General features: G+C 45.8%; 22 protein-coding genes, 1 riboswitch and 1 other annotated feature. Of the genes, 6 read left to right on the top strand and 16 right to left on the bottom strand.

Going from position 1 to position 26,252, the window contains the following annotated elements; all coding sequences use genetic code 11:
- Window positions 1-11: 11 nt before the first annotated feature.
- Both glpT and LY387_RS05335 read right to left on the bottom strand, forming a co-directional pair.
- Window positions 12-1,409: a glycerol-3-phosphate transporter gene (gene glpT / locus LY387_RS05340; protein ID WP_234495568.1), complete on the bottom strand. Its 1,398-nt coding sequence runs from the start codon at window positions 1,407-1,409 to the stop codon at window positions 12-14.
- Between the two features lie 314 nt (window positions 1,410-1,723).
- The gene (locus LY387_RS05335) at window positions 1,724-2,860 is read right to left on the bottom strand and encodes a patatin-like phospholipase family protein (RefSeq protein ID WP_234495567.1); all 1,137 of its coding nucleotides are present in this window, start codon (window positions 2,858-2,860) and stop codon (window positions 1,724-1,726) included.
- Window positions 2,861-3,104: 244 nt separating this feature from the next.
- On the opposite strand from LY387_RS05335, the gene imuA reads away from it, so the two are divergent.
- Genes imuA through LY387_RS05320 form a run of 3 tightly spaced genes read left to right on the top strand, consistent with a single transcriptional unit; the run spans window position 3,105 to window position 8,377 of the window.
- Window positions 3,105-3,800: a translesion DNA synthesis-associated protein ImuA gene (gene imuA, locus LY387_RS05330; RefSeq protein ID WP_234495566.1), complete on the top strand. Its 696-nt coding sequence runs from the start codon at window positions 3,105-3,107 to the stop codon at window positions 3,798-3,800.
- A 2-nt stretch (window positions 3,801-3,802) separates the two neighbouring features.
- On the top strand, window positions 3,803-5,254 hold the full coding sequence (locus tag LY387_RS05325) for a Y-family DNA polymerase (protein WP_234495565.1): 1,452 nt from the start codon (window positions 3,803-3,805) through the stop codon (window positions 5,252-5,254).
- Window positions 5,255-5,275: 21 nt separating this feature from the next.
- Entirely contained in the window at window positions 5,276-8,377 is a 3,102-nt protein-coding gene (locus tag LY387_RS05320; protein ID WP_234495564.1) for an error-prone DNA polymerase, read from the top strand.
- Window positions 8,378-8,682: 305 nt separating this feature from the next.
- Here LY387_RS05320 and LY387_RS05315 read toward each other — a convergent pair whose 3' ends face one another.
- The 4 genes from LY387_RS05315 to LY387_RS05300 all read right to left on the bottom strand — a co-directional run bounded on the left by LY387_RS05315 (window position 8,683) and on the right by LY387_RS05300 (window position 12,508).
- Complete coding sequence (locus LY387_RS05315) at window positions 8,683-9,621, bottom strand: chemotaxis protein CheV (protein ID WP_042476880.1); 939 nt, start codon at window positions 9,619-9,621, stop codon at window positions 8,683-8,685.
- A gap of 119 nt (window positions 9,622-9,740) precedes the next feature.
- The gene (locus LY387_RS05310; RefSeq protein ID WP_234495563.1) at window positions 9,741-10,958 is read right to left on the bottom strand and encodes an ROK family protein; all 1,218 of its coding nucleotides are present in this window, start codon (window positions 10,956-10,958) and stop codon (window positions 9,741-9,743) included.
- 248 nt (window positions 10,959-11,206) lie between these two features.
- Window positions 11,207-12,394, bottom strand: coding sequence for a patatin-like phospholipase family protein (locus tag LY387_RS05305; protein ID WP_234495562.1), 1,188 nt, complete (start codon window positions 12,392-12,394; stop codon window positions 11,207-11,209).
- Window positions 12,395-12,418: 24 nt separating this feature from the next.
- A complete protein-coding gene (locus LY387_RS05300; protein WP_128648458.1) occupies window positions 12,419-12,508 on the bottom strand; it encodes a YnhF family membrane protein in 90 nt (29 codons plus the stop codon).
- A gap of 150 nt (window positions 12,509-12,658) precedes the next feature.
- On the opposite strand from LY387_RS05300, the gene LY387_RS05295 reads away from it, so the two are divergent.
- Together LY387_RS05295 and LY387_RS05290 are read left to right on the top strand one after the other, a co-directional pair.
- Window positions 12,659-13,246 carry an outer membrane protein gene (locus tag LY387_RS05295; protein WP_234495561.1) on the top strand — a complete coding sequence of 196 codons (588 nt, stop codon included), beginning with the start codon at window positions 12,659-12,661 and terminating at the stop codon, window positions 13,244-13,246.
- Window positions 13,247-13,381: 135 nt separating this feature from the next.
- Complete coding sequence (locus LY387_RS05290; protein ID WP_234495560.1) at window positions 13,382-14,158, top strand: hypothetical protein; 777 nt, start codon at window positions 13,382-13,384, stop codon at window positions 14,156-14,158.
- A gap of 62 nt (window positions 14,159-14,220) precedes the next feature.
- Here LY387_RS05290 and hisIE read toward each other — a convergent pair whose 3' ends face one another.
- From hisIE to LY387_RS05245, 9 genes are all read right to left on the bottom strand, one after another.
- Window positions 14,221-14,847 (bottom strand): bifunctional phosphoribosyl-AMP cyclohydrolase/phosphoribosyl-ATP diphosphatase HisIE, encoded by a 627-nt coding sequence (gene hisIE / locus LY387_RS05285; protein WP_234495559.1) that lies wholly within the window; start codon window positions 14,845-14,847, stop codon window positions 14,221-14,223.
- Window positions 14,844-15,617, bottom strand: coding sequence for an imidazole glycerol phosphate synthase subunit HisF (gene hisF, locus LY387_RS05280; protein WP_234495558.1), 774 nt, complete (start codon window positions 15,615-15,617; stop codon window positions 14,844-14,846). The genes hisIE and hisF overlap by 4 nt, the downstream gene beginning before the upstream one ends.
- A complete protein-coding gene (gene hisA, locus LY387_RS05275) occupies window positions 15,599-16,336 on the bottom strand; it encodes a 1-(5-phosphoribosyl)-5-[(5-phosphoribosylamino)methylideneamino]imidazole-4-carboxamide isomerase (protein ID WP_234495557.1) in 738 nt (245 codons plus the stop codon). Before hisA ends, hisF begins: the two co-directional genes overlap by 19 nt.
- A 62-nt stretch (window positions 16,337-16,398) precedes the next feature.
- Window positions 16,399-17,022 (bottom strand): imidazole glycerol phosphate synthase subunit HisH, encoded by a 624-nt coding sequence (gene hisH / locus LY387_RS05270; protein ID WP_128648454.1) that lies wholly within the window; start codon window positions 17,020-17,022, stop codon window positions 16,399-16,401.
- Window positions 17,022-18,095: a bifunctional histidinol-phosphatase/imidazoleglycerol-phosphate dehydratase HisB gene (hisB, locus tag LY387_RS05265; protein ID WP_234495556.1), complete on the bottom strand. Its 1,074-nt coding sequence runs from the start codon at window positions 18,093-18,095 to the stop codon at window positions 17,022-17,024. The genes hisH and hisB overlap by 1 nt, the downstream gene beginning before the upstream one ends.
- A 26-nt stretch (window positions 18,096-18,121) precedes the next feature.
- Window positions 18,122-19,174 carry a histidinol-phosphate transaminase gene (gene hisC, locus LY387_RS05260; protein WP_234495555.1) on the bottom strand — a complete coding sequence of 351 codons (1,053 nt, stop codon included), beginning with the start codon at window positions 19,172-19,174 and terminating at the stop codon, window positions 18,122-18,124.
- Window positions 19,175-19,189: 15 nt separating this feature from the next.
- Window positions 19,190-20,488, bottom strand: a complete 1,299-nt coding sequence (hisD, locus tag LY387_RS05255; protein ID WP_234495554.1) for a histidinol dehydrogenase — start codon at window positions 20,486-20,488, stop codon at window positions 19,190-19,192.
- A gap of 3 nt (window positions 20,489-20,491) precedes the next feature.
- Complete coding sequence (gene hisG, locus LY387_RS05250; RefSeq protein ID WP_234495553.1) at window positions 20,492-21,388, bottom strand: ATP phosphoribosyltransferase; 897 nt, start codon at window positions 21,386-21,388, stop codon at window positions 20,492-20,494.
- 41 nt (window positions 21,389-21,429) lie between these two features.
- Window positions 21,430-21,566 (bottom strand) — a sequence feature (His leader region).
- A gap of 248 nt (window positions 21,567-21,814) precedes the next feature.
- Window positions 21,815-23,416: a Na+/H+ antiporter NhaC family protein gene (locus LY387_RS05245; RefSeq protein WP_234495552.1), complete on the bottom strand. Its 1,602-nt coding sequence runs from the start codon at window positions 23,414-23,416 to the stop codon at window positions 21,815-21,817.
- 119 nt (window positions 23,417-23,535) lie between these two features.
- A riboswitch (Lysine riboswitch) is annotated at window positions 23,536-23,719 on the bottom strand.
- Window positions 23,720-24,264: 545 nt separating this feature from the next.
- Between LY387_RS05245 and LY387_RS05240 the strand changes: the two genes are divergently transcribed.
- Window positions 24,265-24,672 carry an H-NS family nucleoid-associated regulatory protein gene (locus tag LY387_RS05240; RefSeq protein WP_042476854.1) on the top strand — a complete coding sequence of 136 codons (408 nt, stop codon included), beginning with the start codon at window positions 24,265-24,267 and terminating at the stop codon, window positions 24,670-24,672.
- Between the two features lie 53 nt (window positions 24,673-24,725).
- Here LY387_RS05240 and LY387_RS05235 read toward each other — a convergent pair whose 3' ends face one another.
- Window positions 24,726-26,030 carry an inosine/guanosine kinase gene (locus tag LY387_RS05235; protein ID WP_128648453.1) on the bottom strand — a complete coding sequence of 435 codons (1,305 nt, stop codon included), beginning with the start codon at window positions 26,028-26,030 and terminating at the stop codon, window positions 24,726-24,728.
- Between the last annotated feature and the right edge of the window lie 222 nt (window positions 26,031-26,252).

Below are 26,252 nucleotides of genomic sequence, written 5' to 3'. Positions count from 1 at the left end.
TCCTTATTGAGCTACGAAGATAGCGCTTCTTTATTCTTTAATTGCTCGTCTTGTAACTGTTTTTCCAGTTGCTTCGCCTCATGATGAGCACGCTCACCCAGCAATGCGTAGGTCAAACAAATTATAGAAACAATGCACGAACCCACCAGCAGGATAAAGCCACCATCCCAACCAAAGTGGTCAACGGTATAGCCTAGCACTGCGTTTGCCGCTACTGCGCCGCCTAGATAACCAAATAATCCGGTTAACCCCGCAGCTGTTCCCGCTGCTTTTTTCGGTGCTAGTTCAAGCGCGTACAAGCCAATCAGCATCACCGGACCATAAATCAAGAAGCCAATCGCCACCAGCGCCATCATATCGACTGCCGGGTTACCCGCTGGGTTAAACCAATAGACCATGACGGCTACTGTCACCAATACCATAAATAGAATGCCCGCTGGTGCACGACGTCCTTTAAAGAGCTTATCTGAGATCCAACCACACAGTAATGTCCCTGGGATCCCTGCCCATTCATATAGGAAGTATGCCCACGATGATTTGTCGACCGAGAAGTCTTTCGCCTCTTTCAAGTAAACTGGCGCCCAATCCAATACGCCGTAACGGATTAGATACACAAAGGCGTTTGCAATAGCGATAGACCACAGCAGCTTGTTAGAGAATACATACTTAAAGAAGATCTCTTTCGCTGTCATTTCTTTTTCGTGTGAGGTGTCGTAATCGTCTGGGTAGTCTTGCTTGTACTCTTCAATTGGAGGCAAGCCACAAGACTGCGGCGTATCACGTAGAGTTATCCAAACAAAGAGAGCAACGAGAGTGGCAAAAAAGGCAGGAACATAAAAAGCGGTGCGCCAATCATCACTGAAAGCCCAGAGGCCAAGAATAAATAGTGGACCAATTAAGCCACCACCCACGTTATGGGCCACATTCCATACTGATACGATTTCGCCGCGCTCTTTGCGAGACCACCAATGCACCATGGTACGCCCACAGGCAGGCCATCCCATACCTTGAAACCAGCCGTTAAGGAACAACAAGATAAACATGGCAGTGATGCTTCCGGTTGCCCAAGGCAAAAAGCCGAAACAGAACATCACGATTGCCGACATTAGTAGACCGGCACTTAAGAAATACCTTGGGTTTGAGCGATCCGAGACACTGCCCATGAGAAACTTAGACAAGCCGTAAGCGATAGACACCGCTGCCAATGCCACCCCAAGATCACCGCGGCTATAGCCTTGCTCAATTAAATACGGCATCGCTAGGCTGAAGTTTTTGCGCACTAAGTAGTAGCCCGCATATCCAACAAAAATACCGATAAACAGTTGCCATCTTAGGCGAGAGTAGGTGCGATCAACCTTGTCGAACGCCAAACGTTCGATATGTGCCTTAGGCTTAAATATTCCGAACATAGGAACCTCATTTTGAGCGAAATAGTACAAACATCGAACGACACAAATGCTCGTTCGAAACTAATCGCGAGTGTATGAGAACCTTTTGTAAATATCTGTGACTCATCCCTCAACGGAATAATATCCAACTAAAATCATATACATATAGTTTGTTATTTGGAGGAAGGTTCGGTTTTCACTATATTTAGTTACTATCCGCATGCTGCCACCTGCCTGAATATTAAGCGTTATTTGGGAGAGCAACAGCGATTAAGGGCAAACAGCCCTTAATCAAATGAGATGAGTGTGGTTTAAGTGAGGGCTATTCCATGCGTTTAGCGATGATGTTTGGCTAAAAACTCAGCGGCTGTTGCGATGCCGTGCTCATAGTCCTCCAAGATCTGATCTTTTTGGCTCAGCAGCCCTTTAGACGACAGTTCGCGTTCTGGCTGTATGTGCCAAAGGTTGACATCATCCGGTGGCGATAGCAGGAACTGCTCCACTTCTGCATGATTAGCATAGTGAGACACCAGCATATCCAGATGACTTGTGCTGCTTCGACTAAATGGCGTACGCTTGTTTTGAATATCAATCAAGCGAGCCAGTTTTTCTTTGTCTTGAATCCATTGCTTTAAGTTAAGCTTATCTGCCGTCATCAACTTATATTGATCGCGATACGACTCAAGGCGTGGGCCCGTTAATCGTTGATAATCGACCTTCATCTCTGCCACTTTCGCTGAAAACTGCTTTTGGAACTCAGCGAGTTTTTCTTTGGTCCCTGAGACTTTGAGATGACGAATGTGCATCTCTAACCCTTCTTCTAATTCCTTCTTCCATTTATCGAGTGACTCACGGACTGAAGTTGGCAACATTAGCGCTTCTTTCGGTTTTGGAATGGTACTTATCACGACCATATTATTGATACCGCGGCGATACGACTCTTCTACAGGAATGGTTGCCGATACCCCGCCATCGACCCATTTTTTCCCATCAAACTCAATATCATGATAGTAAAGCATTGGAATTGCACAGGTTGCTCTTAGCACATCAAACCAATTATCAGCGAAGATCGGATAGTAGTAATCCTTTAACTCTTCCACATCCGTAATACAGGCGAGTGCTACTTTATCATCGCCTAGGTTCTGCTTACCGAGAGATAAATCGAGGGGAAACTCGCCACTGTTGACGAAGTCAAACGCCCAATCGAGATCCATAGGTTGCTGCTTTTGCAGAAACTTATTCATATCGAAAAAACGCTCGCGCGTAGTGTAGTTAAGGATAAAGTCGAGACCAATGCCACGCTGTTTGGTCACAAAGGAAGAGACATTCAGTGCACCTGCCGAGGTGCCTATGTACAACGAGAAGGGGTCAAAGCCAGCATCAATAAACTTGTCCAACACACCCGAGGCAAACGCCCCCTTTTGACCGCCACCTTGTACAATTAGCGAGTATTTATCTTTCTGGTTAAACACGCTGAGCCCCTCAACCATCATGGAATCCTTAACATAGTTCAATGAGATTAAAATATTTACTCTAGTCTTTACACTCTTTTTCGCGGTTTTTTGTTACCACTCTTTCCCCAATCTATACACTAACTCTTTGTTTCTAGTCCTGTGTCTTTGAACACTCTCTCACCATTCAAGAATTGATGCTGTTTTCAGGGCTTGCGAGCCGACCTTTTTATTATATACTGTATGTATATACAGGTATTTTATTATGCATGAACTCATTCAGAATTTACACAGTAAGCAATTGATATGGAAAGGAAACCGAGTTGAAGTTCCTCGCGAGTTTCATTGTACTGGTTTCTCCGAACTCGACCACAGGCTTGGTGGCGGGTTTCCTACATCTGGCGTAATTGATATTCAGTCTCCTCAAGGTATTGGGGAGCTGAGATTATTGATGCCTTTTGTACAAAAACAGGCCTCTGAAAGATTGTTTGTTTTGATCAATCCTCCCGGTTATCTGTGTGCCGAGTACCTATACGCTCAGGGTATTAGCCCCTCTCAGGTGCTACTGCTCTATCCTGATTCGCCGCAACACGCATTATGGGCTGCCGAGCAGTGCTTAAAAAGTGGCGCATGCTGTGGGGTTTGTCTTTGGCATAGTGGAATTGAAATTCATCAAGCAAAGCGTTTGCAAGTAGCAAGCGAGGTGGGTCACTGTCTCCAGTTCCTTTTTAAGCCAGCACCTGCGAATAACGATACTCAGGTATTTTCACTCCCAGTCTCTTTGAGCTTAACCCTTAGCCCACATGAGATGGGATTGTCTGTGGCAATTACCAAACGCAAAGGTGGTTTTGTTCGCGATCAGTTTGTGATCAACATGCATGACCGCTGGCCTGAGCTCACCACCAGCAAGAAACCAAGCACCTCCACTGTGGTTGCCTTCCCAATGCGTCAGCAAGGATAAGCATGTTACTGTGGTTATATTTGCACTTCCCGACCCTGCAGCTTGATACGCTGTTTGCTGGGCATCGAGAAGAGAACGACACATCGTCAGAGCCAACTAGCGGAGAAGAAGCGCTCGCTGTGGCGATTGTTGATGGCCGTAAACATGAAGTGGTGCAAGCCAACGCTTGCGCCCTCGAACAAGGCGTAACCTTAGGTATGGGATTGGGTAGCGCGGCTGCGCTTTGCCAAGATCTTCAGGTGCACCCTTACGACAATGACGTCGAGACTCGGCGATTGCACGATATTGCTCAGTGGCTGTACATGATCACCTCCGATATCTGCCTATGCCCACCCAATGGTCTTTTGATTAAGGTTACCAATATGCTGTCGTTATACGAGGGTATTGGTAACTATTGGGCTGCGCTGCAAACACATCTCAAACATCTGAACGTGCAAGCCTACTATTCAACGGGTGTGTCTCCATATTCAGCGATGCTAATGGCAAAGCAAGGGCGCAACTGGATTGAATCCGATCGAAAGGCGCTCAATGATGCTGTTGCTCGCTATTCATTAACGTGCTCTGAGCTACCAAACAAACAGGTCGAAAAGCTACAGCGGGTTGGCATTCAAACCATTGCCGACCTTTTAGCACTCCCCTTACCTGATATCGCCAAACGCTTTGATATCGACTTAGTGAACTATGTCGGCAGGCTCACCGGGCAATTCAAACACCCTGTTGATTTCTATCACCCACCTGAGCACTTTTGCCAGTATTTGGAGCTGTTATTTGATATCGAGAATATCGACTGGTTACAAAAGCCTTTAAGGCGGCTCCTCAACCAGCTCGAGGTGTTTCTTAAGCTACGCGACAAAGTGGCGTTTGAGCTATCACTCATCCTCCACCAGCGTGATCATGGCGATAAGTCGGTAAGCTTCCATTCTGCACAAGGGGATTATCTTGCCGAGAAATGGCAAACCCTCTCTGCGCTCACGCTCGAAAGTATCAAGTTGGATGGTCCTGTGAATGGTTTAACGCTGGAAATCGTGCGCGCCGATGAGGTGCAAGTCAATGAGCATGATCTGTTTAGTGGCGTCAAAGGAAGTCAAACAGCCCTTGAGCTCATCTCAACACTGCAGGCAAAGCTTGGTCAAAACAATGTGACCTCGTTGATGCTCACCGACGACCCTAGACCTGAGTTCGCCACGCAGCCGAGAGCCCCTACCGTGAACGAAAAACCAGAGGTAAATGCCCACTTACCTCATAAACTCCGTCCAAGCTTACTGTACAGCCCCCCCCTTGCGCTCGAGCAAAAGGTAACCGTCGCTCTCGGCCCTGAACGCATCGTCAGTGGTTGGTGGGATGGTAACCCTGTAAAGCGTGACTATTATGTCGCACGTAGTGAACAGGGGCAGTGGTTATGGATTTATCGTACTGAAGACAAGCAGTGGTTTATCCACGGGCAATTTAGTTAACCATTTTTTAAGTTAAGCACTATGAAGTACGCCGAGCTTTTTTGTCAGAGTAATTTTTCCTTCTTAACTGGCGCCTCACATGCTGAGGAGCTTATGCTGCAAGCCGACTTTTTGCAGTATTCCGCTTTAGCGATTACCGATGAATGTTCCGTTGCAGGTGTGGTTCGCGCTCATACTGCAATCAAACAACATGGCTTATCCATTAAGCAGATTGTCGGCAGTATGTTTTGGCTCAATAGTGAGTGTCAGTTCTTGTTGTTGTGCCCTAGCCGTGAGGCCTACGCTGAACTGTGCCGCATCATTACCAATGCCAGACGCCGCTGCGAAAAAGGCGAATATCAACTCTCAGAATGGGATGTGATGTCACTGCGCCACTGCCTTGTTATTTGGCTGCCTTGCGGTAACGAGCATGATTTACGATGGGGGCGCTGGCTCGAGCAATACCATGGTCATCGACTCTGGATTGGTTTACAGCGTCACCTCACCTCACAGGAGCACAGATACATTAGTCACTGTGAATCACTCTCTATCGAGCTTCAACGCCCGATTACCGCCTGTGGTGGGGTATTGATGCACACCGCGACTCGCCTGCCATTACAGCACACGCTAACAGCAATAAAGCTCAATACCTCTATTGATAAAGTGTGTGGTCACTTACTGGCAAATACTGAGCGCAGCTTACGCCCAAAGACTAAGCTTGAAAAACTCTATCGTGAGGAGTGGCTGGCCGAAAGCGTCTACATTGCGGATTTGTGCGACTTTGAATTATCGACACTGCAGTATGAGTACCCTAGTGAGTTGATTCCCAATGGAAAAACACCCATGAGTTATTTAAGGGAGTTAGTCGAGTACGGCAAACAGCTACGCTTTCCTGAAGGGGTGCCTTTGCATGTTGAGCAGACCATTGAAAAAGAACTCACTCTAATCGAAAAGCTACACTACCCATTTTTCTTTTTAACCATTCATGACATCGTTATGTTTGCCAAACGACAAGGTATTCTTTACCAAGGACGCGGCTCAGCCGCCAACTCTGTCGTATGCTATTGCCTAGAAATAACTTCCGTCGACCCACGGCAGATATCGGTATTGTTTGAACGCTTTATTAGTGAAGAGCGTAATGAGCCGCCCGATATTGACGTCGACTTTGAGCACGAGCGACGTGAAGAGGTGATCCAATATATCTATCAAAAATACGGTCGTGAGCGTGCCGCGCTTGCGGCTACGGTCATTTCTTATCGATTCAAAAGTGCAGTACGCGATGTCGGCAAAGCGCTTGGCGTGAGTGAAACGCAGCTTGATTACTTTATCAAGAACATTAACCGCCGCGATCGCTCGCAAGGCTGGCAGGCGCAATTGGTTGAGTTAGGACTCAAGCCAGATTCACTCAAAGGGCAACAGTTTATTGAGCTTGTCAACGACATTACTGGCTTCCCAAGGCACTTATCACAGCATGTCGGTGGCTTTGTCATTGCCTCTGGTCCTTTGTATGAACTTGTTCCCGTAGAGAACGCTGCGATGGCAGATCGCACCGTGATTCAATGGGACAAAGACGATTTAGAAAGCTTAGGTCTACTTAAAGTGGATGTGCTTGCTTTAGGTATGCTTACCGCGATTCGCAAGTGCTTTCAATTGGTCGAAAAGCATTACGGACGTAAACTCACTATCGCTGATATTACTCGACTTCAAGATGACCCAAACGTTTATGGCATGATCCAGCGTGCTGACACGGTGGGTGTATTCCAGATTGAGTCTCGAGCACAAATGAGTATGTTGCCACGCCTAAAGCCAACTACCTACTATGACCTCGTCATTCAGATAGCTATCGTTCGCCCCGGACCAATCCAGGGCGATATGGTGCATCCGTTTCTTAAACGCCGCAACGGCGAAGAAGCCATCTCCTACCCGTCTGAGGAGGTGAAATCGGTGCTGTCTCGTACTCTTGGCGTCCCTATTTTTCAGGAGCAAGTGATCAAACTTGCCATGGTCGCAGCGGGCTTTACTGGCGGTGAAGCCGACCAACTCAGGCGAGCAATGGCAGCATGGAAGAAAAATGGCGATCTTGTTAAGTTTCGCTCTAAGCTTATCGATGGCATGCAGAAAAATGGCTACCAAGCGGACTTTGCAGAACGTCTATTTGAGCAAATCTGTGGATTTGGGGAGTATGGATTCCCAGAGAGTCATTCTGCGTCTTTCGCTGTGCTTGCCTATTGCAGCGCCTGGCTCAAACATTATTACCCTGAAGCGTTCTACGCTTCGCTGCTCAATAGCCTTCCTATGGGTTTTTATAGCGCATCGCAACTGATCCAAGATGCGAAAAGGCATCAGGTTGTTATTGCTCCGGTGTGTGTCAATCGCTCAACCTATCATCATTATCTAAGACCAAGCGACCAAGGGCTAACCTTGCAGCTTGGCTTCAGGCAGGTCAACGGACTTAGTGAGCAAAGCATACAGAAGCTGCTACAACATAGGCCACCCCAAGGCTTTCGTACTCCGACCCAGATTAAGCAGCTAGGACTAAATCGTCGTGAGCTGGAAATACTGGCTTCTGCAAATGCACTAAAAGCCATTTCAGGCGATCGCTATGCGACGCGCTGGGCGATGATGGATAATCTGCAAGACCTGCCACTGTTCCAGAATGACGCAGAGTCTCATTCAATTGAAAACTATCAGTCAATTGAAAACCATGCGCTTCCTTACAAGCCTTCAGCGATTGAAGACATGCTTGAGGACTTTTCATCAATGAATGTCTCCCTCGAACAGCACCCTATCACCCTACTCGACCGAGCGGGAAAACTGGGACGATTTACTCGAATGAAAGACCTTGTGACTAAAGAACATAAATCGCTGGTGACTGTGGTGGGTACAGTGACAGGCAAGCAGTCACCTGGCACTGCGGCTGGCGTCACCTTTTTTACTCTAGAGGACGACACGGGGAACATTAATGTGGTGGTGTGGCAAGCAACCGCAAGGGCTCAGAAGAAGGCCTATCTCACCTCAAAGATCCTTAAGGTCAAAGGCATACTCGAGCGTGAGGGAGAGGTCACTCATGTCATTGCTGGACGCCTAATTGATATGACCGAACATCTTGGCGAGCTCAAAGTCCAATCAAGGGAGTTTCATTAACTCGGTCAATCCGCAATTTAGGGGACTCATAAACACAAAAACGGGAACCTAGGTTCCCGTTTTTTAATCCTATGAATCATAGATCCGCTTCTACTGCCGCTTCCGTACGTCTTTTCTTCCATTCCTTATAGATGAGTAAACTTAAGGTCATCAATACCTTAGAAGTTAACCAAATCATTCTGATGGAACAACCTTTAGTCGGTAGTAAAATATTTTTATCTTCTATAGGGTCAAGCCTATAGATACGTCCAAATTATAGCCTATTTTTTAACGTATGGTGTAATTTATTTAACAGCACAAATTAATTACAAATCTCGTCGAATACGCTCTTGAACCACATCGACCAACAAATCTGGCTGGAACTTGGAGATAAAGCGGTCACAGCCCACCTTCTCAACCATAGCATCGTTGAAGCTACCACTTAATGAGGTGTTGAGAGTGATATACAGATCTTTCATTCGAGGGTCGCTTCGAACCTCGTGAGTCAGCTTATAGCCGTCCATCTCTGGCATTTCAGCGTCAGTAATCATCATCAAGAGTTCGCTGCAAACATCAATGCCTTCGTCGCACCATTGCTTTAGAAGGTTATAAGCCATCGCACCATCGAAACATTCAATGATTTCAACCCCTAGCTGAGCGAGCGTTGCTTTCACCTGATGACGAGCGGTAGACGAGTCGTCTACGATGAGGATCTTCTTACCTTGCAGGTGAGGGAGTAATGAACGGTCTAAGGTTTCTTCTGAGATAGCGATATCGTAATCGATGATCTCTGCTAACACTTTTTCAACATCGATGATTTCAACTAGGCTGACGGCATCATTTTCTTCAACCTTAGTGATTGCCGTGAGATAGTTGGCTCGCCCAACAGTTCTAGGAGGAGGCTGAATTTCTGTCCAAGCAGTATTAACAATGTTCTTTACTTCACCAACCAAGAACCCTTGAACCGAGCGGTTGTATTCCGTAACGATAAGATTTTGATCGCCTTCTTCGTTCAATGTTGGAAATCCAATTGCACGTCGAAGGTCGATGACTGGCAGTGATTCTCCACGTAATGAAGCAACACCGCGAATGCTAGGATGTGAGCCAGGAAGTTGTGTCAAAGGTGGCAGCTTAAGTACCTCTTTGACCTTAAAGACATTAATAGCAAAGGTCTGTCGGCTGTTAAGGGTAAACATTAACAGCTCAAGTCTATTTTCACCCACAAGTTGGGTACGTTGGTCGACAGAACTCAATACGCTCGACATTAGGCTTCCTTGGCATAAACAATAACTGATTTCTTATCTCATGTTATCGGCAGGAAGCACAAGAAGTTTACTGACTTTCACAACAAAAGTATGACCGTCAGCAAAGAGTGTGAAAAGCGTTATCCTTCAATGACTTTCATTAATAGAAGCCCATCATAAAGCGCTTGTTTAACCAAAGCAGCACCGGGCATAGTTGCTTGTTTGTAGAAACGAGACTCGACCAACTGAAGATCTTCCGTGTAGACAGGAAGGCTCTGTTCAGAAATACAGCGCTCTATTGCCGGGTAGAGAATGTCTTTCGCTTGGTTTATCACACCACCGATCAACACCTTTTCTGGGTTAAATAAATTGATGACGATAGCGATCGCGCTACCAAGATGCTCGCCTAGCTTTTCAATGACGTTGATAGCAAGCGCATCCCCTTTAACAGCGGCTTCGCAAATTGCTTCGACAGAGATGTCCTCATACTCTGACAGAATTGAGGCCTCTCCGCGAGCCAAGCGCTTTGTGACCTCATCACGAATAGCTTGTGAGCTTGCGACAGTCTCAAGACAACCCTTATTGCCACAGTGGCAATCTTCACCCTGGCGGTTTATCTGAATATGACCCAACTCACCGATGTTGCCATGTCGGCCTTGCAAAACACGACCATCAAGAATGATGCCTGCACCTAGACCGTGGTGAATGGAAATAAGTACAGAGTTGTCACAGTCTTGAGAGTGACCGAAAAGGTTTTCTGCCAATGCCCAAGCACGAGTATCGTTGGCCACAAATACCGGTAACCCGGTCACCTTAAAGATTTCTTCAGCAACATTTAGATTCTTCACATTGTAATGCGGCATTTGCAACACAACACCTTGATCAGAATTCACCAACCCTGGCAGGGTTAGTGCGATGCTGGTGACACGGTCAAGCTGCTCGCTATAGCTTTCAAAAAACTCTTCAATCTCATAAAGCAATCGAGCCATCACGTCATCTTGGTCCACTTCGTGGACTTCGATTTTGGTGTCGATAAGAACATCACCACCCAGTTCGTGCAGTGCAATAGCTAGATAGCCTCTTCCGAGACGCATGGAGAGAAATTGCCAACCTTGGTTATTGGTTTGCAAGCCAACGGCAGGTCGACCACGACTAGTCGCCTCTTGAACCGTTGTTTCGTGGATCAAATGTGCTTCGATGAGTTCTCGCGTAATCTTGGTGATACTAGCCGGTGCTAGACTACTGAGTTTAGATAGGTCGATACGCGAAATAGGCCCAAATTGGTCTATCAGTTTATACACGCGACCAGCATTGATCTGCTTAATATGATCAATGTGCCCGGGTTGAGCCATGTACATTTTGAACTCCAAAAAACAACAACCTATTAATTTTTTTACTTTGCGAAGTAATTGTGAAGCAGTTTATAGGATTGCCGTGACAAATATCACGCATATAGATGGATCTTTGGGGGGCACGTCAAGTTACGCCTGTGGCTTACATCACAGACACAGTAAGGTTTCGCTCACAATTCAACCAACATTGTTTAACGCCTTGTTACCGAAATGGCAACTTATTTAGCTATTATTAATAAGTGAGGATGGTGAGGTTAACTTGCTTGATTAGGACGCCAGAGATCGTTATTGGCACAGTTTATCTTCTTATGTTGTTTGGCGAGATTATAGCTTTCAACAAATCGATATCCGGCATCCAGACCCACTTGATAGTCATGCAAAATATCATCGACATCACTCAATAAGGATGAGGTTTTAAGTGGTTCATCTGGTGCAATTTGCCATATAAAGCAGTCGTCAGGAGGGGTCTTGAGAAACTCGCTGGTCAGTGAGTAGGTCTGATAATGCACCATAAGCATATCCGCCAAACCTGAATCAAAACGGTCTCCAAACAGGTGACTGAGTCGATATATGTCCCCGGCTCCAAATAACCAACGTCCACCATTAATGAGTTTAAGGTGATCGGCTTGTTTGATGGCATTTGCCTTGAGTCGCTGACCCTCAAAAAAAGCCCCCCAGTTACTAGACCACTGATCGACTTTTTCCTGCCATTGGAGCTGAAGGTTATTCAACGAGCCTCTAAACCAAGTGGGTGACTCGGTAACGATTGGTGCATCTTCTGCTGATAAAGGGTCTTCTGATACGTATTGCTCGGTACGTATCACAATGATACTGCGACACTCCTGTCTCCATGCTTCTTGCACAGGAATGGACGCAGAAACGCCGCCATCAATAAACTCGCGCCCTAGGTGCGACACAGAGCCTTCAAATAAGGTAGGGATCGCACTGGTCGCCATCAAGACTTGATACCAGTCCTCTTGCAGCATAGGTAAATAGTGATCTTTAAGGGTCGCAATGTCGGTCGTAGCAGCAAATGCACGCCTATGGCCGATCACCCGTCTGCCCATATCTACGTCTAACTTATAGGGATAGTCGCAGATTTTATCGAGAGCCCACTTCAAATTGAGGTACTGCTTGCGGCGAATAAAGCTGAAGAGGTGAAAAAACTCGGGATCAGTGGTTAAGTCGAGAATGAAAGATTTACCCAGCTCGGCTTGGCGAGATAGAAAAGCACAGATATTTAGTGCACCTGCAGATGTCCCATAAAATTCATCAAAGGGATCAAAGTTGGACATTAAGAAGGCATCCAATACACCGGATGTGAAGATACCTCTTTGTCCTCCACCTTGCGCGACGAGCGCGGTTTTGCCGTCAAGGTATTTACCAAACTGTTCGTAATCGAGCACAGTCTGGCGGTTAGTGACTATACCTGAGTTCGCCATAATATGCCGCGCTAGGGCTGCTCGTTAAGCGCCGATCGCGATAACGCCAAAAGCGATAATAGCGCTAAACGCAATTGTGACAATCGTCAATGCTACTTTTAGGTCGTATTCCATAACTCCTCCAGATGTAACTTTTCATTACCATTGTGACATGTACTGCTACTATACAAATAACCGCTTCAAAATTATGGTGTTAGTGTCACACTATAATTAATGCTAGTACAACTAATGTAATTTTCGAGCTTTGGCTTGGGGGAAATTAGGATGAAACTAACGCCAATCGTGATAGGTTCTTTTGCTGCAATGTTCTGTCTTTCGGCGCAAAGCAACGTCATTGTTACACCGTTTGTCGGTTATACGCTTGGCGGTGCAGCCAAGGACGGAGAAGGAAAAAGCTATGATATTTCTCCATCCGCTAATGCAGCACTTGCTGTCGAATTCCCATTTCGCAATGGTCGGATGGGCGTCTACTACTCCAAGCAAGACTCTTCACTCGATACCTTAAATCTTGATTCAAGTATTCAATACTTACAATTTCAAAGTAGCGCTGAATATGCTTGGACCGACAAAACCTCCGGCTATATTGGAGCAGGACTTGGGGCGTCACATACTTCCGGAGAGTGGACAAACTCTCATACTGGGTTTGCTGCCAGTATCTTTGGTGGCATGGAGTATCACATAACGAAAAACTTCGCGCTCAACGGCCAGATTAGATGGCAAGGTACAGTGGTAAGCAGTGACTCCATATCGATCTGTAACTTACCCACTGACGATCAAAGTTGTTTTATCGGGTTTAAGACCAAATGGATGAATCAATTTCAAACACAGGTTGGTTTGACGATGAGGTTCTAAAAAAGATGATTGGTCACCATCGGCTCTAATTTGCGCTGATTAGCCAACCTTATAATTGCTATAAGAAGTGATAAATAGGCGACTTACAATCGGATTGATATAAATACGTCAACTAAAATCAAACCAAGGGTGCGTATGAAATATCTAATTCCACTAGCTAGCCTCGTGTTGCTATTCGGTTGCAACTCATCAGATGATAGCTCCGATAACGAGCTGCCCCAATCGCTTCCACCCACTCACCTTCCTAGCGACTTAATTCCTGAACGTCCGCACCCTGATGCTGGAGAGCCTGGTCATCTGCCTGGAGATTTGATACCAGATAGACTTCCAATCGCTTGGTACGAAGAGGTCTCTGCTCGATTCGGGATGACAGTCGAGGCGCTAGATTCGGTTTGTCGATACAAGGGCGAGCATCCTCAAATGGATATCCACGTATCATGTAACTGGACTAATGACGAGTTGACCATCATCTATTTCGCTTCGAGAGGTATTGGTGAGCCTGAGTACTTTTACGACCATGCTTTTAACTGGATTGTCAGTGACGAACAGATAGTGAATGGAAAACTGTGGCCGGGTGTAAACCACAAAGCTGTAGGTCTTGAGGATAATGAAGTCCATATCGAGCCAGATGGTGCAAGATACAACATTGGATATGGTTGTGACCAAGGACAGTGCGATAGCATCGTACACACCCTAAATATCCACTCTAACAACAACCACGTTATTTCAGATGGAACGCCATTTTACGGCTTGAGTGATTTTGATATTTCAACCTATCAGCAGTCAGAGAAGTTCTTCTTTAATATCGACTTTGTCCTAGAAAACGGTGACGTTCACACCAATACGCTCCATCTTTTAGATGATTTCCCAGGTTTAATCTATGATGTGTTAGCACCCGCATTTGGGTATTAACCCGTAAATAAGAAAGCGGCTTATAGTTTCCTATAAGCCGCTTTAGTAGTTTAAATCGACAATTACTTGTGGCGCTCTTTCAACTTATTGACCACATCATTCATTGATAGACCTTGATCTTGTAACAGTACCATCAAGTGATAGATTAGGTCTGCTGACTCACATACTAGCTCCGCCTTGTCACCCGACGTTGCCGCAAGCGCGACTTCAACGCCTTCTTCGCCCACTTTTTGCGATATACGCTTGGTGCCACGGGCATAGAGGCTCGCGGTATAAGAAGATTCCGGATCCGCATCTTTTCGAGCGGCAAGAAGCCCTTCAAGCTGATGAAGCCACACCATTTGTGACTCCTCTTGCGGGTCAACATCAAAACACGTGGTATTTCCTAGGTGGCATGTTGGACCGATAGGCTCAACTTTAACGAGCAAGGTGTCGTTATCGCAATCAAGTGCAATGTTCTTGAGCTGAAGTACATTTCCTGACGTTTCACCTTTTGTCCAAAGGCGAGACTTAGTGCGCGAGAAAAATGTTACTTGCTCTGTTTCGAGCGTCTTCTCAAGCGCCGCAGGGTTCATGTAACCCATCATCAGCACTTGGCTAGATTGAAAGTCTTGGATAATAGCAGGAACCAAACCGTCCACTTTTTCCCAATTAATACGCTCTGTTAAATCAGCGGCTGTTTGGCTCATAATCTGATCTCCACACCTTCTTGTTTCAAATACTGCTTCAGCTCACCAATATTGATGATCTGCTTGTGGAATACCGATGCCGCAAGCGCGCCATCGACGTTTGTTTTCTTGTAAGCTTCGGCAAAGTGCTCCATGGCACCCGCTCCACCTGAGGCAATCAATGGTACGTTACATACTTCACGAACCATGTTTAGCTGCTCAATGTCATAGCCATTGCGCACGCCATCTTGATTCATCATGTTAAGTACAATCTCGCCAGCACCACGTTTTTGAACCTCTTGAACCCAGTCACGAGTTTCCCACTTTGTCGCTTTGGTGCGTGCTTCATCACCAGTGAACTGATAGACCTGATATTTGCCTGTCTCTTTATCAAAATAAGAGTCGATGCCGACTACGATGCACTGAACACCAAACTTGTCGGCAAGATCCGTAATAAGCTCTGGATTAGCAAGTGCAGGAGAGTTGATCGACACTTTATCAGCGCCAAACTCGAGAATTCGAGCCGCATCCTCTGCTGATTTGATACCACCAGCCACGCAGAAAGGAATATCAATCACCTCTGCAACACGGGCTACCCAGCTTTTATCGACAACACGCCCATCACTCGATGCCGTGATATCGTAGAACACAAGCTCATCCGCACCCTCTTCTGCATAACGTGCAGCAAGAGGAACGATATCACCGATGATTTCGTGGTTACGGAACTGAACCCCTTTAACCACCTGCCCATCACGGACGTCTAAACATGGAATTATTCGCTTTGCCAACATTGGAATGCCTCCTCTGCGGTAAACTTGCCGTCTAGCAATGCTCGACCAACAATAACTCCTGACACACCCGTGCCTTTGAGCGCTTCAATATCCGCTAAGCTGCCGATACCACCAGATGACTGGAATTGCACCTGAGGATACTGCTTACAAAGGTCCACATACAGCTCAACATTACTGCCTGCCAATGTGCCATCACGTGAGATGTCAGTACACAGCACATGCTTGAGACCCACTGTTAGGTAATCATCAACCAGCGCCTCTATTGTTACGCCAGAATCTTCTTGCCAGCCAGAGATCGCCACTTTGCGAGTGCCGTTTTCGTCGATATTAATATCTAGCGCTAACACAATGCGTTCAGCGCCGTATTTCTCCATCCAGCCTTTCACTAGTTCCGGCTGTTTAACCGCTGTAGAGCCCACAACAACGCGCTGAGCACCCGCTTCAAGTAGGTCAACCACATCTTGCTCACTGCGCACGCCACCGCCGATCTGAATATTGGCAGGCGTACCTGCAAGCAGTGTAGCAATAAGGTCTAACTGGCGCGCTGTGGTATCTTTTGCGCCAGTAAGGTCAACAAGATGCAGCCAGTTCGCGCCTGCTTGGTGGTAAAGGTTAAACTGCTCTACCGGGTCAACTTTGTATTCGGTAACTTGACCATAGTCACCTTGGTATAGACGAACAACTTGTCCTTCAATAAGGTCTAATGCAGGAATAATCACGTTTCAATCCTTTTGCCCCACTACCTTGTGAGGCGATAATCAATTTTTAGCAAAGCGGTGAGTTACACCAGCTCCAAAAAGTTCTGAATCAGCTTAGAGCCCGCTTTAGACGAGCGCTCTGGGTGGAACTGAACACCATAATAATTGCCACTTTGAATGGCAGCGCTAAATGGGTTTCCGTAATCACACTCGGCGATGGTGTAGTCACCAACAGGCATACCGAAGCTGTGCACGAAGTAGAAGTATTCACCCTCTTCAATACCCGCAAATAGCGGATTTCCAGCAACGGCTTTCACGGTATTCCAACCCATGTGTGGTAATGGCAGATCGCCCGTTTCCAATCGTCTTACTTCGCCTTCACACAGCCCCAAACACTCAACAAGCTCATCAGCCTTCTGACCTTTCTCTTGAGAAAGTTTGCCAAGCAGTTGCATGCCAAGACAGATACCCAGAACTGGCTTTTCAACCTGCTTAACGAGGTCGATAAGGTTGCGCTCTTCTAGGTTTTTCATCGCTTCACTTGCCGTGCCAACTCCTGGCAAAAATAGCTTGTCCGCAGCCAGTACAACTTCTGGCTCTTTTGAGATAACTACTTGATAGCCAAGACGCTCAATTGCAAACTTCACCGATGAAACATTGGCACAGCCGGTATCAATAATGACAACATTTTGAGTAGAGGTAGCCATTACAGTACTCCTTTACTGCTTGGAAGCTCATTGCCTTCGACTTTAATTGCTTGGCGAAGCGTACGTCCAAATGCTTTAAATAAGCTCTCAATGATGTGGTGGTCATTATCGCCTGTTGAAGACAGGTGCAACGTACAAGCGAGTGTGTCTGTCAGCGAACGGAAGAAATGCACAACCATCTCGGTCGATAGGTCGCCAACTTGTTCACGAGAGAACTCCGCATCAAACTTAAGGTAAGGGCGGCCAGAGAGGTCAAGACCACACTGTGCAAGACATTCATCCATCGGAAGGCTGAAACCAAAACGACCAATACCGCGCTTATCTCCAAGCGCCTCTTTTAGTGCCTGACCTAACGCCAATGCCGTATCCTCGACCGTGTGGTGATCATCGATGTGAAGATCGCCTTTGACGAGACACTTCATCTGGAAACCGCCGTGAGTCGCGATTTGGTCCAGCATGTGGTCGAAGAAACCCATACCTGTAGAGATCTCGTTACCGCCTGCTTCATCCAGGTTTACAAATACCTTGATGTCGGTTTCTTTGGTCGTGCGCACCACTTCTGCAGTACGAGCTTTGACTGTTAGATCTTTTAAGATCTGCTTCCAACCCATTGTTTCTGGGTTGTACTGAATACCACGGATAGCCATATTTTCAGCCAATTGGAGATCCGTTTGGCGGTCACCGATCACTGCTGAGGTTTTGAAGTCCACCTTGCCGCTTTGTAGGTACTCTTTAACAAGACCTAGCTTAGGCTTACGGCATGAACAGTTGTCTTCATCAAAGTGAGGGCAAATAAGTACATCGTCAAACTTCACACCCTGAGATTCGAAAATCTCCATCATCATATTGTGTGGGGCATCAAAATCCGCTTGAGGGTAGCTGTCTGTACCTAAACCATCTTGGTTGGTCACCATAACTAGGCGATAGCCTGCATCTTGCAGAGCAAGTAGGCTTGGAATGACATAAGGCTCAAGTTTTAGTTTATCAAGACGGTCAACTTGAAAGTCGACTGGTGGCTCAACGATTAACGTACCATCACGGTCTATGAATAAAATTTTCTGTTGGTTGCTCACTCTATAAATCCTTTTTGATGGTGTACTTAAGCTGCACTTTGTTCTAATTGGTTTCGGATAAATGACAAGGTCTTCTCACACTCATCACGATTACCCACACTAATTCGGACGCAATCTTCAATTGGCGAGTTACGTAAAATAATGCCTGTGTCCCAAGCGGCTTTAAATAGCTCGTCACCGTTTTGGAATTTCACCAAAAGATAGTTACCCCACCCTTCAAACACAGTCACGCCCGGTAGGGTTGATAAACCGGCTTGCAGGTACGCGCGATTCGCATTCAGATCGAGTACTTGGAACTTCGCTCTTGCCAAACCTTGCTCAGACAACGCCTGTGTTGCAATTTCAGCAACAGGGATAGGCACTGGATAAGGAGCAATCACCTTAAGCAGCACGTTGATTAACTCTTCATTTGCCAACGTGAAACCGCAGCGAAGACCCGCCAGTGCAAACGCTTTAGAAAGCGTACGTAAAATCGCAAGATTCGGGTATTGAGCTAAGAGATCGACCGTTGACGCTTCTGGACAGAAGTCAATATACGCTTCATCCATAACTACAATGGCTTTGTCTCTTGTCATTTCTAACAGAGAAACGATGTCATCACGGTTAACTAAGTTGCCTGTAGGGTTATTAGGACTACAAACAAAAACCAGTTTCACACTCTCTAAGTTCGCTTCAATCTCTGGTAGATTAAGCTGCCAATCGGCTGTCAACGGCACTGTTTTGCGCTCGACGCCAATCGTTTCGGCGCTAATTGCATACATACCATAGGTTGGTGGACAGTAAAGGATACTGTCTTGACCCGGCTCGCAGAAAGCGCGAATCAACAGCTCAATGCCTTCGTCTGCGCCACGTGAAGTCAGTGTTTGCTCAGGCATTACACCAGCATAATTGGCATAGGCTTCGATAAGCTGTTTTGGCTGACATTCGCTGTATCGGTTAAGACGAGCAAAGTCAGTTTTGTATTCATTGTTGAATGGTGACTCGTTAGCATTAAGCCAGATATCACCGCTACCGCCAATGCGACGCGCAGACAGATACGGCGTCAATTCTTGAACCTGTTTACGAGCTAATTTTTCCATCAGTCGTTCTCCCGTCTACGCCTTTTGAGCGTTGAGTTTCTCAACACGGATCGTTACCGCACGTTTGTGCGCATCAAGACCTTCAGCTTCAGCCATGGTCACTACCGTTGGTGCTAGGCCTAGTAGACCATCCGCACTTAGCTCTTGTACTGTCATACGCTTTGAGAAATCTGCTAAACCGAGGCTTGAATAGGTGCGTGTGTAACCGTAAGTCGGCAATACGTGGTTAGTGCCCGACGCATAGTCGCCCGCAGATTCAGGAGACCAATCGCCCAAGAAGATAGAGCCAGCATTGTCGAGTAACGGCAATAGTTCACGTGGACTCTTTGTCTGAACAATTAAGTGCTCTGGACCATAGTAGTTAGAGATAGACACGCATTGCGTGAGTGATTCAGCGATGATAATTAAGCTAGAACCCAGTGCCTTTTCTGCGATATCAGCGCGTGAAAGCTCTTTTAGCTGTCTTTTAACGGCTTCCGTTACTTGGTCAGCAATCACTGGTGAAGGCGTTACGAGAACCACTTGAGAATCAGGACCGTGTTCAGCTTGGCTTAATAGATCAGACGCTACGAAGTCAGGGTCTGCGCTCTCATCGGCAATCACGAGCACTTCTGAAGGCCCCGCTGGCATATCAATCGCGGCACCACGGAAGTCATTACTCACTTGTCGCTTAGCTTCCGTGACATACGCATTGCCAGGACCAAAGATTTTATCTACTTTCGATACTGTCTCTGTGCCATACGCCATAGCCGCAACCGCTTGACCACCGCCTACGTTGTACACCTCATCGATTTTACACAGTTTAGCGACATACAAGATTTCGTCCGCAATTGGTGGAGGCGAGCACAACACGACTTTGCGGCAACCCGCTATTTGCGCTGGAACACCAAGCATTAATACGGTTGATGGCAGCGGAGCGCTGCCACCCGGGATATACAAACCAACTTTATTAATTGGTCGAGTGACCTGTTCACACACCACGCCAGGCTGCGTTTCTACGCGCAACGCTTCTGGGCGCTGCGCTTTGTGGAACTTAGCGATGTTTGAGTACGCTTGCTCGAGCGCTTGCTTCATGTTGTCAGAAAGACGCGCTGATGCCGCTTCAATCTCGTCGGCAGAAACTCGAATCGATTCAGGACGAACGCGATCAAACTTCTCGGTAAGATCCAGAAGGGCTTTATCACCTTCGCTACGAACTTGATTAATAACCTCAGTCACTGCCGCTGTAATATTTGCGCCTTCAGTAATTGCAGGGCGTTCAAGAACAGACTCTTGCTGAGATTGACTTAAGTGTTGCCAAACTACGGTTCTCATTGCTTACCCCATCATCTTCTCAATAGGTAGAACAAGAATCGAGCTTGCGCCGAGTTCTTTAAGTTGTTCCATGGTTTCCCAGAACAGATTCTCAGTACTTACTAAGTGAACAGCAACGCGCTCCGTATCCATAGACAGCGGTAATACTGTTGGGTCTTCTGCGCCAGGAAGCAGTGATTTGATTTGCTCAAGCTTCTCAACTGGAGCGTGTAGCATGATGTATTTCGACTCTTTCGCCTGTTGAACACCTTGCATACGCGTTAGCAGTTTGTCGATTAGTGCTAGTTTGTCAGCATCAAAGTCACCCATGCGCTGAATCAACGTCGCTTTAGAGCGGAAAATGACTTCTGCTTCTTTTAGGCCGTTCGCCTCTAGCGTAGCACCGGTAGAAACCAAATCAGCAATCGCATCAGCAAGACCAGCACGCGGCGCAACTTCTACCGAGCCCGTTAGCATACAAGCGCTAAAATCTACACCTTGCTCGTCCATGTAGGCTTTGAGGAGTTGTGGGTAGGTAGTCGCAATACGCTTACCAGCCAGGTCTTGAGGACCCGTATAAGTCTCATCTTTATTGATAGCGATAGATAGGCGACAACCACCGAAGTCTAGACGGCGAAGCGTCTTAAACTCGTTGGCCTCTCCCAGCGCTTTACGGTCAAGACGAACTTCTTCTAGTTCGTTTTCACCGATAAAGCCCAGGTCAACCACGCCATCCATAATTAGACCAGGGATGTCATCATCGCGGACGAGCAAAAGATCGATTGGCATATTTAGCGAGTGAACAACAAGGCGCTCACCCATTACATTGAACTTAACACCACACTTTTTAAGTAGGTCTTGGCTCTCTTTACTTAAGCGACCCTTTTTTTGAATCGCAATTCTTAGGCGTTGTGTTTGCATTGCTGTATCCCTGTGCAAAATATTGATTTTTAAAATATAAAACGAAAAAACCCTCGGGAGCTTTGGTCTCCCGAGGGTTTAATTCTTGAAATCTTAAATCGAACCTCCGAGAGTTTTACCTATCTCTCGGGTATGCGTTCATCTCCCGAAAGACTAAGCTGGGTGATGGTGATGATGATGAATGTTCATATCAAAATTTAGCATACTTATGTTTAGGTTCCTTTGTGTCTGTACCTTCACACTAACTAAGGTTAAGACGATTTTCAACCACTAATTTCAATTGAAAACAATTTTTTTACTGAACGGTCAATTATCAGAAAGATACGCCCTACTTCTCGACTGAGAAAACCATAAAAAACAGGGAGGCGCTTGCCCGAAAACCAAAAACTAGTGAAAAAAAAGAGCCCTTACGGACTCTTTTATCGATTATACGTTTGCTTCTTGCGACATTCTCGCTTTAGAGAGTGCTGACAGAACAAAACAAACAATCACAAATGTCATTGATGCAGCGGCGAATGAGATGAACACTGACGTAGTCATACCCAAGGTAATGAAGCCAACACAAGACACCAATGCTACAGATAGCGCGTACGGCAACTGAGTCGCAACGTGGTCAATGTGATTACAACGTGCACCCGTCGATGACAAGATCGTTGTATCAGAGATCGGTGAACAGTGGTCACCAAATACTGAACCAGCTAATACAGCGCCTAGCATTGGTAGCATCATTGCGATATCTGTTGCACCTGCCATATCACCCGCAATCGGTAGCATAATGCCAAACGTACCCCAAGAAGTACCTGTAGAGAACGCCATTAGACCAGACAGCAGGAACAAAATAACTGGTAGCCAGTGAACGTTAATATTGCCTTGTACGGTTGAAGAGAGGTAAGCACCGGTTTTCATGTCACCGATTACAGAACCAATCGACCATGCGAAGAACAGAATAAGGATAGCGCCAAACATTGACTTAGCACCAATCCACATGGTCGTCGCAATATCAGAGATTGATAGCTTCTGTTTCACCACAGTAAACACTGCTGTTAGAAGACCAGCTGAACCACCGTAAATAAGTGACGTGCCTACATCTGTGTTTTCAAATGCACCCAGTACATTGAATGCAACACCGTCAGCAGCTAACGCCTGGCCGCCAGTGTAAATCATCGCCACAACCATTGCGCCGATAAGCACTAGGATTGGAAGCACTAGATCAGAGACAGAACCAAAGTCGCTTTCTTTGATATCAAGCTCTTCGTTGAGTTCATGCGCTTCTTTCGCGTCATTCTCTTTGTCTTTATCAAAACCTAGACCTTGCTTCGCGTTTAGCTCGTGCTTGCGCATTGGGCCAACATCCAATTGGAACCATGCAACGGCAAACACCATAAGTAGCGCGAACACGGCATAGAAGTTCATTGGAATAAGACGAACGTATGCACCAATCGCTGAGTACTCAGTGATACCGTGGGCAACTAGGATACCGCTGACGATAGTCATGATGTACGCACCCCAGCTTGACGCAGGCATAAGTACACACATTGGAGCCGCTGTAGAATCTAGGATATAAGCTAGCTTAGCGCGCGATACATAAAAACGGTCAGTAACAGGACGAGAGATCGCACCTACAGCTAGGCTATTAAAATAGTCATCAACAAAAATGAATACACCGAGGAAAGCGGCTAGGAGCTTAGAGCCACGCTTGCTCTTAACGCGAGCTTGAGCCCACTCAGCAAATGCTTTAGTACCGCCTGACAGTGTTAACAGAGCAGTCATCATGCCAAGTAGCAATAGGAAGCCAACAATACTCATGTTCCAAGTATTAAGACCACCATCTTCAATAACAACACCAGAGACAGTATCAAAGACGTAACCGGCCGCGCCTGCGACAGAATAGTCATTAAGAAGGAAAGCGCCCAGTACAATACCTACCCCAAGAGATAGTAGTACGCGACGAGTAATGATCGCCAAGCTCAGAGCTACGATCGGCGGTAGCAGTGAAAGTGGTGATGTAGCAAAATCGATTAAATTCATGATCTTCAAAAACCAGTTTTTTATTATGGTTAGAGATCTACTGCAGACATGCGCAAAAGGACGAGAAGTCCAAACGCAAACGTTGAACTAAGCGAAAGGGAAGCGAACACTTCACCCAACCCTACAGTAGCGCTCCATAGTTTAACAATATAATAGACTATGGCAGTGTTGTTCCTTTCGAAGACAACCCCAGCGAGAGAGATTGATGGTCTATTCTCACTTCGGCGATAGAGCCTTTCATCATCGTTCATTGGTATCACCCCAACGATGGTTACTTTTCGCTATCGCGCCTCTACATCAAGAGCAAAATCATTCACTGGCATTTCGAGCCAAGTTAAAAGAATGTTCTTTCTCTTGCATTAGGTGCGAGCCATTGTACTTATCAGAACACCAAATGCAACACGAATGATGTTGCAAGTGAGTAAAGATTATGTCGACTTTGTTAGGGTAATTTCTTTCTCTATACCGTATTTGATATCATATATGCCACCAATGACATATCTTGTTGTCAGCATCCATCATTAATTGCTATTAATTTAAAGAACTATTTAGTTGCTTAGAAATTCGAAACAATTCGTGACAAGTAAACTCGATTTAGCCGAGCATTAGTACAATATGCAACAAAATCCACTTTTCATACATCAATAATGGAGAAAAGTTCATTATTGATTCAAAACAGATTTGAATTGGCGGGGCACTACTACTTTGAAGTTACTTTCAAGAGTTGAATTATCAGAGTTTTGTAAGTTTTCTTATTTTTACAGTTTTAATATCACGAAAATATTGTCAATTAGTTGTTTGGTGTTTATTATTAATCCGAAACTAATAAATAATCTCATGGGAATGTCATGTCTGAATTAACCAAAACTCTACTAAATATTCGTAGCCTACGTGCATTTGCTCGTGAACTTACTCTTGAGCAACTAGAAGAAGCACTAGAAAAGTTAACTACTGTTGTCGGTGAAAGACAAGAAGCTGAAGCTGAAGAGCGCGCAGCTAAAGAAGCTCGTGAAGCTAAACTAAGCGAATACGCTCAAATGATCGCACAAGACGGTATCGACGTTGAAGATCTTATTGCAGCATTGTCTGGTGAATCAAAAGGCAAAACTAAGGCTAAGCGCGCCCCACGCCCAGCTAAGTATAAATACGTAGACGCGACTGGCGCTGAAAAAACTTGGACAGGTCAAGGTCGTACACCTTCTGTAATCCAAGCAGCACTAGACGAAGGTAAATCACTAGAAGATTTTGAAATTTAATTTCAGTCTTAATGTGGATTTATAAAAAAAGCGCCAATAATTGGCGCTTTTTTTTATCTTTCCCAATATGCCTCTTCTAGGCTGTCCTCTCTCTCTGGTAACCCTCTAGACAGGCGTGGGGAGTGTTGTACTAATACTTCATAACTCGCTCTATTTGAGTACTTACATACTTGAGAAAACGACGAATAACTCAAGAAAGTATGTTGATGCTTGCTCGAGTTAGGCACATTTTCTTTATGGTATTTATTTGCTGCCATGTCATGCAATAGTGCCGACAATGCCGCATCCCCTGCACCATTGGTATTTTTAATCTTTTCTGGACCGCCCATATATGGCGCAATATGTGAATAAACTTTAATAGGATTTTCACAAGCCTCTTTAACAGCCGGGCGACTAAATTCAAAACGGTTAAACTCTGCAATACAACCCGGCAATAATGGCAGCGATGTCTCTCTTTTTGCCTCTTCTTCTGTATATCCCGCCATATAAAGTCCAACCGGACCGGCAGTGCACAGTACTAAGTCAACCCATTCTAGTGCTTTATCTGCTGCAGCCAGTGGATCAGTTTCCCCAGTTAAGGCTTCCGCCTCGTCTTCGTTCATAGCTACAACGGATACGTGTTGTTTTAGGAAATCACGCCAATATTGCGGATCATCTTGAATAACAAAGCGTGTACCTAGAGTAAGTACAACAGGAACGTTATGCTTCTTTGCATACTCGATGGCACGCATCGTCGCCTCTGGCATTGGGTCGCCATCTTTACAACGAACTAGATAAGCAGTCAGTACTAAAGCAGATGCCTTTTTGAAAATCTTTTCAGGGATACTATCCGCTTCTAACTGATTCATTTGACCTTCGCTAATCGCGAAAGTACGTTCACCGTCTTCTGTAATTAAAGTAAAGCATCGACCGATCGCGCCATCGACACCTTGAAGATAGTTCAAATCCATACGGCTAGACGTGTTACATAGATATCGGTAACCGTAGCTGCCTATTTTAATGTCTTCACTCATTACACCAAGTAGTACCGATTTATCATCCGCGAGTACAGAGTAATTATGAAGCGTATTACCAATTGTTCCTCCTGCATACTCATTGGTAATAAGTTCTTTCTCTTTAAGCTCTTTGTATAGAGCTTCAGCCGCCACATCATCAATGACCAGAGAGTGACCTTTACTCAGACCAAATTTTTCGATCACACTACTGTCTACTTTTGCTTCAATATCAACCAAGGTTTGGTCAATACCAATAATGTGCGTTCTCGACATCTTTTTGCTGTCTTGAGATTGGCTGACAAGCAAATCTCTTTCATGAACTGGGAAGTAATGCTTGGACTTTCTTTGGCCTGGGAATTTCATACGGTTGTCTTCGTAATAGATTAATAAAGGAGGATCAGGGCGGCGATTCTACCTCTGTATAGTTTACGTCGGCAACATAGGCAAACTTAGCAAACGTTTACGTGGCGTTTTTTTTCTTATTACCCTTGATTTTCTCCATTTCGGGACACACTTACCTCCTCTTAGAAAGTGTGATTTAGTTCGCGGAACTGTATTGCTGGTTTCGTTTCTGCTAGAATCTGC

Source organism: Vibrio maritimus (assembly GCF_021441885.1).
GTDB classification, from domain to species: Bacteria; Pseudomonadota; Gammaproteobacteria; order Enterobacterales; family Vibrionaceae; genus Vibrio; species Vibrio maritimus_B.
This window is presented reverse-complemented; position numbering and strand designations above follow the sequence as displayed.